Here is a 12,037-nt window from a genome sequence, read left to right on the forward strand (position 1 = left end):
GCTCAGGACTCCTTGAGCCACTCCCGCACTTCCTCCTTGAGGGAGCGCTGGAACGCGGTCAGCAGCGCCTGCACCACCAGCGGCTGCATGTGCGCCGACAGCGACTTCACCGCCGCCACGGACTCCCGCTCGCCCACCGCCTCCCGCAGCAGCGTGGACAGCTCGTGGGCGGCCGCACGCGAGTGCTCCAGGAGGACCGTGCGCGCCGCGAGGATCGACTCCTGCGCGAGCGGTACGTCGAGCAGCTGTACGCCGAGCCGCAGCAGCCCGGGGTCCACGCGGAAGGAGTCCGTGCTCCGCTCGATGACGCTCATCGCGGCGAGCCGGTCCAGGTCCCCGTCGTCCAGGGAGCGCCCGGCCCGCCGCTCCAGCTCCTCGCGTGTCACGTCCTCCGCCGCGTCGGGCGCCCAGGAGGCCACCACGGCCCGGTGGATGGCGAGGTCATGAGCGCTCAGGCCGGGCGGCAGCTGCGTCAGATAGCGCTCGATCGCCGCGAGCGTCATGCCCTGGTGCTGCAACTCCTCGATGAGCGCGAGCCGGGCCACGTGCTCCTGGCTGTAGTGGCCCACGCGCCGGGGACCGATGACGGGCGGCGGCAACAGACCCTTGGCGCTGTAGAAGCGGATCGTACGGACCGTCATGCCCGCCCGCGCGGCCAGCTCGTCGACCGTGAGCGTGGGCTCTTCGGTGTCCGTCGTCATGGCAGGTCCTGTCTCTCCGGGCTGCGCAGCGATCAGGTGCAGCGGTCGATCCGGTGCAACAGTATTGCTGTCTCACCAGTGTTGTGAAAGCGTCCGGAGCGCTGCTTCACGGTTCCGGCCTGCTTTTCGCAGGCACGTCACCGCGACACTCCGCGTCGCTATCGCGAGATTCGCTTCACCACCGGCCTGAAGGCCGGTGCACTGCGAATAAGTCCCGGTAGCCGGTCACGGGCCACTGTCAGTGGCAGCGCCTACGGTGGCGTCATGTCGGAGATCACGTATGTCCGGGGTGACGCCACCGTTCCGTTGGGTAAGGGCGTCAAGGTGATCGCCCATGTCTGCAACGACATCGGGGGATGGGGGAAGGGCTTCGTACTCGCCCTCTCGCGCCGCTGGCCGGAGCCGGAGAAGGCCTACCGCGCCTGGCACCGGGACCGCGCGCACAACGACTTCGGCCTGGGCGCGGCCCAGTTCGTCCAGGTCGAGCAGTACGTGTGGGTGGCGAACCTGGTGGGGCAGCGGGGCATACGGACGGGCAGCAAGGGCGTGCCCGTGCGCTACGAGGCGATCGACACGGCCCTCGGCCGCCTGGCGGACAAGGCCGTCGAGCTCGGCGCGTCGGTCCATATGCCGCGCATCGGCTGCGGCCTGGCGGGCGGCAGGTGGTCACGCGTCGAGCCGCTCGTCACCGAGCGGTTGGTGACACGGGGGACAGCCGTGACGGGCTACGACCACGGGGACTGACCCGAGGCTGAGGCATCCGCACCGCAGTCAGCGTTCAGGCACCAACGCGCAGGCCCCTGAAAGAAGTTGCGGAAGATTCTGCAAGCCCTTGCCGTGCTCGGCGGAGACTGCTTGACTCACTGCTCGCATCCGAGAGGAAGAGCCATGAGCCGCGACATCGATGTCCTCGTGCTCGGCGGAGCGGGCGTGGACACCATCGTGTACGTGCCGAAACTGCCGCTGCCCTACGCCGACAGCTACATGATCGAGCCCGGGATCCGCACGCGTGCCGGACAGACCGGCGACTTCGTCGCCCTGGGTCTGAGCGCCCTCGGCCTGCGGACCCACCACCTCGACATGCTCGGCGACGACCCCGAGGGCGACCTGGTCCGCGCCCTGCACCGGGAGAGGGGCATCGCGCTCACCGCCGTCCCGCAGCCCGCCGGCACCAAGCGTGCGGTCAACCTCGTCAGCCCCGACGGCAGACGGCTGTCCCTCTACGACACGAGCCGCGCACACGCCGACGACCGGCTGCCGGAGCCGGTCGTCCAGAAGCTGGCCGAGTCGAGCCGGCACGCCCACGTATCCATCACCCACCCGTGTGCCTTCGCCCTGCCCGTGCTGCGCGAGGCCGGGGTGACCCTTTCGACCGACCTGCACAACTGGGACGGCGAGAACGCGTACCACGAGCCGTTCGCGCTCGCGGCGGACGTCGTCTTCCTGTCGACGGCCGCCCTGACCGACCCGGAGCGGACGATGCGCGGCATCGTCGAGCGCGGCCGGGCCGAGGTGGTCGTCGTCACGGCCGGCGCCGAGGGCGCGTTCCTGCTGGCCGACGGCGCGCTGACCCACATACCGGCGGTCACACCTCCCGCGCCGGTGGTGGACTCCAACGGCGCGGGCGACGCCTTCGCTGCGGCCTTCCTCTTCGGGTGGCTGAACGGCGAGCCGCCGCGACGCTGTGCCCAGTACGGTGCGCTGGCCGGGGCGTACGCGTGCACGGTGCCGTCCACGGAGACCGCCGCCCTGTCCCGCGACGACCTCCTGACCCGTGCGGCCGCTCCGGAGGCGACGACGTCGAAGTAGCCCGCCCGTCACGGTGGTTGCTTCGGCGGCCCGCACTGCCGGCCGTACCGGCCCCTGGCCGCCGCCGCACCGATCGCCCAGGCGACGGACCCTCCGTCCCGCCCCGGGTGGCTGACGATCTGCCGACCGCCCGGCGCCTCGTCCGTACCGTCGGCCGACGGCCGGGTGACGGCGGCGCAGTGGTGTCACCGGCAAAGGCTGAGCGGCACACCCCACTCGGTGGCGTGATGGCTGCCGTGCGACTCGGGTCAAGTGCCCCGAGCCGCACGGTAGTTGCCTCAAGGCTCAGCCGGCGTGGAGATCGTTCGTCGCCGCGATCCTCTTCCACGACCTCGGCGGCGCGGGAGCCGCCGAAGCCTTCGCGATCGACGTGGTCCGCGTCGCCGGAGCGGCCGGCTTCGTCGGCTGGAACAGCCAGGTGTCGAAGAGCGCCGCAAGCGGCTTGCCGGACACCTGCTCGGCGTACTTCCGGAAGTCGCCGACCGAGGCGTTCCCGTACGCGTGATCCTTCGGCCAGCCCTTCAGGATGGCGAAGAACGCATCGTCGCCGACCTCGTTGCGCAGCGCCTGGACCGCCAGTGCGCCCCGGTCGTAGATCGCGATGTCGAACTGGTTGTCAGGACCGGGGGCGCCGGGCTTGACCGTCCAGAAGGTGTCGTCGGCCGGATGCGAGGCGTAGACGTAGTCCGCGAGCTCCTGCGTCGTGCCCTCGCCCTCGTGCTCCGACCACAGCCACTGCGCGTAGCGGGCGAAGCCTTCGTTGATCCAGATGTCCTTCCAGCCCTTCAACGACACATCGTCCCCGTACCACTGATGCGCCAACTCGTGGACGACGACAGAGGTGTTGGAGCCGTTCGCGAACTGCTTGGGGCTGTAGTACACGCGGGTCTGCGTCTCCAGCGCATACCCGGTGGTGGTGTTCGGGACGTAGCCACCGACCGAGTTGAAGGGGTACGGGCCGAGGTACCCGGTCAGCCAGTCGACGATCTCTCCGGTCCGCTCGACGCTCGCCCGCGCGGCCCCGTCGTTGTCGCCGAGGTCCTTGCTGTACGCGTTGATGATCGGGACGCCGTCGGAGGTCTTCCCGGTCGTGATGTCGAACTCGCCGATCGCGAGCGTGGTGAGATAGGTGGCCTGCGGCTTGTTGGACCGCCAGTTGTAGCGGGTCCAGCCGAGACGTGAACTCGTCGACTGAAGCGTGCCGTTGGAGATCGCCTGCGTCCCGTCGGGGACGGCCACCGATACGTCGTAGGTGGCCTTGTCGAGCGGGTGGTCGTTGCTCGGGAACCACCACCACGCCGCCTCGGGCTCGTCCGCCGCGACGGCTCCGTCCGGAGTGCGGTGCCAGGTCGAGAAGCCGTACGCGCTCTTCGTGGACGGCACCCCGCTGTAGCGGACGACGACCGTGATCGGCATGCCCTTGGGCAGCGGGTTCGCCGGAGTGATCTCCAGCTCGTGCTGGCCCGAGGTCGCGAAGGACGCCTTCGCGCCGTTGACCCGCACCTCGCTCACATCGAGCAGGAAGTCCAGATCGAACCGTGACAGATCCTGCGTGGTGGTGGCCAGGAGGGTCGCCGTGCCCTCCAACCCATCGGTCTGCGGCTGGTACTTGAGCCGCAGACCGTAGTGCGAGACGTCGTATCCGCCGTTGCCGTAGGCCGGGTAGTAGGGGTCGCCGATGCCCGGCGCCCCGGGGGAGTAGCTGGCCGCCGATGCCGGGATCGCCAGCAGCAGGGAGGCCGCGAGCGCGCCCGGGGCGATGAGTCTGCGGTGCACGTCAAGCTCCAAGTCGTAGGGGCATGAAGTCTGTTCGGAGCCTATTCAGTCCCCGGGGCCCCGGTCATGTCCATGGCCGCCCCTGTCACACGATCGCCATTCGGCCGACATGAGCGATCGCGCCCCACGGACCTTTCACAGCCGACCGCGGCGCTTGCGCCTCGACCGCCTTTCGGCCCGTCACCGGCCCCCTTTTGCGCGGGAGTTGACCGAGGTACGTTCCGCGCATGCCGATACCAGCGCGCCGCATGCGCTTCACGACCTGGAGATCGCTCGCGACGGCGGCCACGGCCGCCCTGATGGCCGCGTTCCTCGCCCCCACCGCTGCACACAGCGCCCCACGGGAGAGCACCCCGGTCTATTCGTACGAGAACGCGATCCGTGAATCCGTCTGGGTGGACACCGGCCTCGACGGCGACAGCGACGGGAAGACCGACCGCGTCGCCGTCGACATCGTCCGGCCCCGCGAACTCGCCCAACAGGGCCGCAAGATACCCGTGATCATGGACGCCAGCCCGTACTACTCCTGCTGCGGACGCGGCAACGAGAGCCAGAAGAAGACGTACGACGTGAGCGGCAACGTCGTCCGGATGCCGCTGTTCTACGACAACTACTTCGTGCCGCGCGGCTACGCCTTCGTCGGCGTCGACCTGGCCGGCACCAACCGCTCCGACGGCTGCGTGGACGTCGGCGGCCGCTCCGACATCCAGTCCGCGAAGGCCGTGATCGACTGGCTCAACGGACGCGCTCGTGGGTACACCACCCGTACGGGTACCGCCACGGCCAAGGCCGGCTGGACCAACGGCAGGACGGGCATGATCGGCAAGAGCTGGGACGGCACCATCGCCAACGGCGTGGCCGCCACCGGCGTGAAGGGCCTCAAGACCATCGTGCCCATCAGCGCCATCTCCTCCTGGTACGACTACTACTTCGCCAAGGGCGCCCCGCTGTACGACTCGGGCCCCGACTGGCTCTCGGACTACGTCGACAGCCCCGACGCCCGCACCAAGTGCGCCGCCGTCCAGCAGAGGCTCGTCGACGAGGCGCCGCGCACCGGAGACTGGACCGGCCTGTGGACCGAGCGTGACTACGTGAAGGACGCGAGCAAGGTCAAGGCCAGTGTCTTCCTGATCCACGGCATGCAGGACCTCAACGTCCGCACCAAGCACTTCGGCCAGTGGTGGAGCGCCCTCGCCAAGAACGGTGTCGAGCGCAAGATCTGGCTCTCCCAGACCGGCCACGTCGACCCCTTCGACTTCCGCCGCGCCACCTGGGTCGACACCCTGCACCGCTGGTTCGACCACGAACTCCTCGGCTACGACAACGGCATCGACCGCGAACCCCTGGCCGACATCGAGCGCCACCCCGACCAGTGGGTCACCTCCAGCGTCTGGCCGCCCCGCGCCACCGAGACGACGACCCTGCGCCCGGGCACGGGCACTCAGGCGGGCGTCGGCATCCTCGGTCTGCGGTCGCACTCCGGAACCGAGACGTTCACCGACAACCCGGCGCTGAGCGAGACCGACTGGGCGGCGCACATCGACCGGTCGACCCCCGACAAGGCGGGCTTCGTCAGCAAGCCGCTCACGCACGACCTCCGGCTTTCCGGCTCGTCCAAGGTGACCGTCACCGCCACGCCGACGACCTCGACGGCCCATCTCTCCGCCGTACTCGTCGACCTCGGCCCGGACACCATCCGTGACTACAACGCGGCCGGCGAGGGCATCACCACGCTCACCGACCGCACCTGCTGGGGCGCGAGCACGACCGGCGACAGCCCCTGCTTCAAGGTGACGCAGGCGAACAAGGCCGACGTCGACTACACGGTCTTCAGCCGCGGCTGGGCCGACCTCGGTAACTACGCCTCCGACCTCAAGGGCGTCCCGCTCACGCCGGGCAAGGCGTACACCATCACGCTCGACCTGGCAGCCACCGACCACGTCGTCCCCAAGGGCCACCGGCTCGCGCTGATCGTCGCGGGCACCGACAAGGACCTCATCGACCCGCCGTCCAGCACGCCGACCCTGACGCTCGACCTGTCCCGTACGTCGGCCCGGGTCCCGCTCGTCGGCGGCGCCGAGGCCTTCACCAGGGCGACGGCGGGTTCCGCCGCGACGCCGAGCGCGGCCGTCCTCGACGGCGTACAGGAGCCGCGCGCCGCCCATCGTGTCCCGGGGGAGACCCGTTGATCCACTTACTTATCCGCGCCCTGGCCGTGGCGGTCACCGCCACGGCCCTGGCCGCGCCCCTGCTGACGGCACCCGCGTACGCGACTCAAACCCCGCCGCGTACGGGATTCGAGCAGACCGACGGCGCACGCTGGACCAGCCAACCGGAGGAGCAGGACTTCCTGGCCGCCGTCGACAAGACGAGCGACCGGGTGTCCGTGTCGCGGATCGGCACCACGAAGCAGGGCCGCCCGCTCCAACTCGTCCGGATCGGCGACCGTCGCACGGCCACCACCGTGCTCCTCGTGTGCAGCCAGCACGGCGACGAGCCGTCCGGGCGCGAGGCCTGCCTCACGACGATCCGCGACCTGGCGTACGCGAAGGACCGGAGCACCCGGCGATTCCTGCGGAGCACCAGCGTGCTCGTCGTCCCCACCGCCAATCCCGACGGCCGCGCCGCCGACACCCGCGAGAACAGCGACGGTGTCGACATCAACCGCGACCACCTCGCTCTCAAGACGGCCGAGGCCCGCGCGATGGCGGCCGTCCTGCGCGACCACAGACCCGATGTCGTCTACGACCTGCACGAATACGGGGCCACGCCCAAGTACTACGACAAGGACCTCTTCGACCTCTGGCCGCGCAACCTCAACACGGCCGCGGCCGTGCACGACGAGGCGGAGACCCTGTCGCGGGACTTTGTCCGGCCCGCCGCACAGGAGGGCGGGTACTCGACGGGCACGTACGGCATCTGGACCGACCCCGTGACCGGCGACCCGATCAAACAGACCGCCGGTGACGGGCAGGAGCGCATCCTGCGGAACATGTCGGGCGTGAAACACTCCGTCGGCCTGCTCATCGAGAGCCGAGTCGACCCCGGCACGGATGCCGAGCGGGCCGATGCCTCCTTGAACAACAGGCGACGGGTCCACTCCCAACTGGCCGCGCTCGGCGGCCTGTTCGGCTTCACGGGTGAGCGCGGCGCACGGGTCGCCGCGGCCACCGGCGCGGCCCGGCTCGCGGGTTACCGGGACACCGGCCCGGTCTACCTCGGGGGCGGCGACAACGACCCGGCCGAACCCGCCGAGGTGATGCAGGACCCGCCCTGCGGCTACCGGCTCACGGCGGACCAGTACGCGGACGTGCGCGACGAACTCGCCCTGCACGGAGTGCGCGTACGACCGGACAGGGACAGCGTCCTCGTACCGCTGCGGCAGTCCCTGCGCGCCCTCGTCCCGTTGCTCCTCGACGAGCGTGCGCCGTACCACCTCACGGCCGCAGAGCCGGAGACGGCCTGCTGAGGACGGTCCTCAGGTCCTGAGGACCTCACGCGGAGGCGGTCGGGTGTGCGAGCCCGGCCGCCTTTCGCGCGCACCCCCACGCCACCGTGACGCCCGCACCGCCATGACCGTAGTTGTGCACCACCACCCGCCCGTCCGGCAGCACCTCGCGCTCCAGCCGGACCGAGTCGCGCACCGGCCGCAGGCCCACCCGGTGGTCGAGCACGCGCGCCCCGGCGATCTCGGGACGCAACGCGGTGCATCGCCCGACGATCTCCTGCGCCACCATCGGGTCGGGCGTCAGCGACCAGTCGTCCTCGTCGGTGGTGCCGCCCAGCACCAGCCGATCCGGCTGCGGGAAGACGTATGTGGTCGTCCCCGCGTCCGCGTCCGTTGAGACGAGCCAGGTGCGGATACCGGGATTCTCGACGATCACCAGCTGTCCGCGCACGGGCCGCACGGCCGGATCGGGTACGAGCTCGCGGGCGCCGAGGCCCGTGCAGTTGACGACGACCGGTGCCTCGGCCTCCGCGAGATCCGCCACCGTGCGCGCCTCGATCGTCCCGCCCGCCCGCAGGAACCGCTCCCGCAGCCACCGCAGATGCGCCGGCATGTCGAGCAGCGGCAGCCGCGCCCACAGCCCCGTCCCCGCGTACTCCTCGGCCGTCGCCACTCGCAGCCCCGGCACCCGGGCGGCGACCCACGAGGCCTGCTCGTCCAGCCGTGACTCGCCCAGTACGCCCTCGACCATGCGTACGCCCGTCTCCTCGTCCCGCGCCGCCACATCCTCGTACACGGAGAGTGATTGGAGCGCCCACGCGCGGGCGAGAGTCTTCGGCTCGATGCGATACGGCCACCACAGCGCGCCCGCAACCGCCGAGGTGGTCCGCTCGGCGGGCTCCCGCGCCCACACCCGTACCCGCGTGCCACCCGCGGCCAGGACAAGGGCTGTCGTCAGGCCGATGACACCGCTGCCGACCACGATCACTTCACCGCTGCGAGCGTTCTTCACGCGGGGACGTTAACGGAATCTGTCATGCCGTGCTCACATCACTCTCAGTCTGGGGATACTCACAGCATGTCTGCCGAGTACGCGACCTTCGGCCTGGCACCGGCGATGCGTGCCGGTGGAGTCCTCGCCAACGGTGACTACCAAGTGCACCGGGATTTCGTGGACTTCATCGTCGACGGCCGCCCGCTGCTGTTCCAGCTCTCCGACCTCGACGCGGTGTCGCCGCTCGCCTCCGACGTGCCGCCCGCGATCTTCACCGCCCAGGTGCGCAGCCTCCTCCTGGAGGCAGACGCCCCACTCGACGGCGGCCGGTACGTCATCTACGGCTGCCCGGAGTGCGCGAGTCTCGAATGCGGTGCCGTCACCGCCGTCATCGAGCAGGCCGGCGACGACTACGTGTGGCGCGACTTCGCCTGGCAGACGGACGAACGGGCCGACCTGGAGCTCAATGGCTACCACGGGATAGGGCCCTTCCGCTTCCGTGGCGCCGAGTACCGCAGCGCGCTGAACTCCCTCCTCGACGGCGATTCGGGACCGCGCCGCCGCGTCCTCCTGATCGGCGCTCGCGTCGCGCTGCTCGCCAAGCTCGCCGCCGCCCTGCGCACCATCGGCATCGGCACCGACATCACCCGCGACGCCACGGACGTCCCGGCCGACGAACTCCGTACGTACGGCGCGGTGGTCTTCGGCCGGGCCGTCGGCGAGGACGAACGTGCGGCCGTGCGCCGGTGCTTCCAGCGGGCGGGGGTCGAGGTCGCGTATGTCGAGGGCCTCGCCCCGATCATCCCGCTGCTGGTCGCCCAGATCGAGCACGCCCTGGACCGCAGCCCGCAGGAGCTGCGCCGTCTCACACGGCTCGTCGCCGCCGACGGCGAGGCGGGCATCGAGGTCACCTCCACCTGCCGCGTCCAGTTGACCGCGTATCGCCTCGACCGCCTCTCCCGCACCCATGCCCACGAGGTCTTCGACGGGATCTTGGAGACGGGGCGGCACCGGGTCGCGCTGGACGCCAGGGCGGTGAAGGGGGAGTCGTTCATCGTGGCGCGGACGTCGGGAAGTGTGCTGGTGGAGGCGATGGCTCACGGACAGCCGGGCCGTTGAGAGTGGACAGGCGGGCCCCGAGTACGGCCAGGCGAGACGCTGAGCACGGACAGTGAGAGCAGTGAGAACGGGCAGGCGGGCCCCCGAGCACGGGCCAGGCCGGCGGGCCGCTGAGCGCGGACAGTGACAACGGGCGGGCGGGCCCTTGAGTCCGGGTCGGCGGGCCGTTGAGCGCGGACAGTGAGTACGGTCAGGCGGGCCCGTAGGTACGGGCGGGCGGGCCCTTGAGTCCGGGTCGGCGGGCCGTTGAGCGCGGACAGTGAGTACGGTCAGGCGGGCCCGTAGGTACGGGCAGGCGGGCCGCTGAGCACGGACAATGGGTACGGGCAGCAGCCGGGCCCGTGATACGGGCAGGGGAGCCGTTGAAAACCCTGGCGCGGGTCGCGAGGCCGGGCCGTTAGGATCGGCCTTCTGATGACTGCCACTCTCGTCGCCAAGAACCTCGCCGCCGGACACGGCGACCGCTCGCTCTTCTCCGGGCTCGACCTCGTCGTCGCGCCCGGCGATGTGATCGGTCTCGTCGGTGCCAATGGCGCGGGCAAGTCCACGCTGCTGCGGCTGCTCGCCGGTCTCCTCACGCCGGAGCAGGGCGAGCTGCGGCTGTCCCCGCCGTCCGCGACCGTGGGGCATCTTCCGCAGGAGCCGGAGCGGCGGGAGGGTGAGACCGTTCGGGAGTTCCTCGCGCGTCGCACGGGCGTCGCCGAGGCCCAGCGGGTGATGGACGACGCGACACAGGCACTCGTCGACGGAGCGCCCGGCGCGGACGACGTGTACGCCACCAGCCTGGAGCGGTGGCTCGACCTCGGCGGCGCCGACCTTGAGGAGCGCGCCGAGGAGGTCGCCGACACCCTGGGACTCCGCGTCGACCTGGACCAGCCGATGACCTCCCTGTCCGGCGGCCAGGCGGCTCGCGCGGGGCTGGCCTCCCTCCTCCTCTCCCGCTACGACGTGTTCCTGCTCGACGAGCCGACGAACGACCTGGACCTGGACGGCCTGGAACGCCTCGAGCGCTTCGTGAGCGGCCTGCGCGCCGGGACCGTCGTCGTCAGCCATGACCGCGAGTTCCTGACCCGCACGGTCACCAAGGTGCTCGAACTGGACCTCGCGCAACAGCAGATCACGCTGTACGGCGGTGGATACGAGGCCTATCTGGACGAGCGGGACGTGGCCCGCCGGCATGCTCGCGAGGACTACGAGGAGTACGCCGACAAGCGGTCCGCGCTCGAAGGCCGGGCCCAGATGCAGCGCTCCTGGATGGACAAGGGCGTCAAGAACGCCCGGCGCAAGGCGGGTAACGACAACGACAAGATCGGCCGCAAGTTCCGCAGCGAGGCCAGCGAGAAGCAGGCAGCGAAGGCCCGGCAGACCCAGCGCATGATCGAGCGTCTCGACGTCGTGGAGGAGCCGCGCAAGGAGTGGGAGCTGCGCATGGAGATCGCGGCGGCACCGCGGTCCGGCGCGGTCGTCGCCACGCTGCGCGACGCGGAGGTGCGGCGCGGCGAGTACACCTTCGGCCCGGCGACACTGCAGATCGACTGGGCGGACCGGGTCGCGGTCACCGGCGCGAACGGCGCGGGCAAGTCGACGCTGCTCGCCGCCCTGCTGGGGCGTGTCCCCCTGGACGCGGGCCACGCCACCCTCGGCTCGGGTGTGATCGTCGGCGAGGTCGATCAGGCCCGCAAGCTGTTCCTCGGCTCGGAGTCCCTGCTGGACGCGTTCTGCGCGGCGGTCCCGGACACGGAACCGGCCGAAGTCCGCACCCTGCTGGCCAAGTTCGGCCTGAAGTCGGACCACGTCCTGCGCCCCGCGGGGACCCTCTCCCCGGGCGAACGCACCCGCTCAGCACTGGCCCTGCTGCAGGGCCGAGGCGTCAATCTCCTCGTCCTCGACGAGCCGACCAACCACCTCGACCTCCCCGCCATCGAGCAACTGGAATCGGCCCTGGACTCCTACGAGGGCACCCTCCTCCTCGTCACCCACGACCGCCGCATGCTCGACGCGGTCCACACGACCCGCCGCTTGGAGGTGGCGGACGGCAAGGTGACGGAACTGCCGTCGTAGCGACCCTGCTCAGCCGCGGGCCGGCGTGCCGCTGGGGCGGCAGCCCACCTGCAGCGACACATGGGTGCCGGGTGCCTTGGTAGTTGTCGTGGCTGCGCCCACCCGTGCCGCCGTGGGCGGCACGGGTGG

9 protein-coding genes are annotated in these 12,037 nt (G+C 70.8%); 6 read left to right on the forward strand and 3 right to left on the reverse strand.

The window, feature by feature from the left end:
• Positions 1–2: 2 nt before the first annotated feature.
• Positions 3–701, reverse strand: coding sequence for a MerR family transcriptional regulator (locus tag OG390_RS44505; RefSeq protein ID WP_406175976.1), 699 nt, complete (start codon positions 699–701; stop codon positions 3–5).
• Positions 702–965: 264 nt separating this feature from the next.
• Here OG390_RS44505 and OG390_RS44510 point away from each other — a divergent pair, with 264 nt between their 5' ends.
• Both OG390_RS44510 and OG390_RS44515 read left to right on the forward strand, forming a co-directional pair.
• Positions 966–1,445, forward strand: coding sequence for a macro domain-containing protein (locus OG390_RS44510; RefSeq protein WP_406175978.1), 480 nt, complete (start codon positions 966–968; stop codon positions 1,443–1,445).
• Between the two features lie 144 nt (positions 1,446–1,589).
• Positions 1,590–2,510, forward strand: coding sequence for a PfkB family carbohydrate kinase (locus OG390_RS44515; protein WP_406175979.1), 921 nt, complete (start codon positions 1,590–1,592; stop codon positions 2,508–2,510).
• A gap of 285 nt (positions 2,511–2,795) precedes the next feature.
• On the opposite strand, the gene OG390_RS44520 is transcribed toward OG390_RS44515, so the two are convergent.
• The gene (locus OG390_RS44520; protein ID WP_406175981.1) at positions 2,796–4,286 is read right to left on the reverse strand and encodes a M1 family metallopeptidase; all 1,491 of its coding nucleotides are present in this window, start codon (positions 4,284–4,286) and stop codon (positions 2,796–2,798) included.
• A 227-nt stretch (positions 4,287–4,513) separates the two neighbouring features.
• Here OG390_RS44520 and OG390_RS44525 point away from each other — a divergent pair, with 227 nt between their 5' ends.
• Positions 4,514–6,475: a Xaa-Pro dipeptidyl-peptidase gene (locus OG390_RS44525; protein WP_406175982.1), complete on the forward strand. Its 1,962-nt coding sequence runs from the start codon at positions 4,514–4,516 to the stop codon at positions 6,473–6,475.
• Positions 6,475–7,755, forward strand: a complete 1,281-nt coding sequence (locus OG390_RS44530; RefSeq protein WP_406178239.1) for a M14 family metallocarboxypeptidase — start codon at positions 6,475–6,477, stop codon at positions 7,753–7,755. Before OG390_RS44525 ends, OG390_RS44530 begins: the two co-directional genes overlap by 1 nt.
• A gap of 25 nt (positions 7,756–7,780) precedes the next feature.
• Here OG390_RS44530 and OG390_RS44535 read toward each other — a convergent pair whose 3' ends face one another.
• Complete coding sequence (locus tag OG390_RS44535) at positions 7,781–8,746, reverse strand: FAD-dependent oxidoreductase (RefSeq protein ID WP_406175984.1); 966 nt, start codon at positions 8,744–8,746, stop codon at positions 7,781–7,783.
• Positions 8,747–8,812: 66 nt separating this feature from the next.
• Here OG390_RS44535 and OG390_RS44540 point away from each other — a divergent pair, with 66 nt between their 5' ends.
• The gene (locus OG390_RS44540) at positions 8,813–9,847 is read left to right on the forward strand and encodes an oxidoreductase (RefSeq protein WP_406175986.1); all 1,035 of its coding nucleotides are present in this window, start codon (positions 8,813–8,815) and stop codon (positions 9,845–9,847) included.
• Between the two features lie 414 nt (positions 9,848–10,261).
• Positions 10,262–11,908 carry an ABC-F family ATP-binding cassette domain-containing protein gene (locus OG390_RS44545; RefSeq protein WP_406175987.1) on the forward strand — a complete coding sequence of 549 codons (1,647 nt, stop codon included), beginning with the start codon at positions 10,262–10,264 and terminating at the stop codon, positions 11,906–11,908.
• Positions 11,909–12,037 lie beyond the last annotated feature (129 nt).

The organism is Streptomyces sp. NBC_00996, assembly GCF_045162675.1.
Taxonomy (GTDB): Bacteria; Actinomycetota; Actinomycetes; order Streptomycetales; family Streptomycetaceae; genus Streptomyces.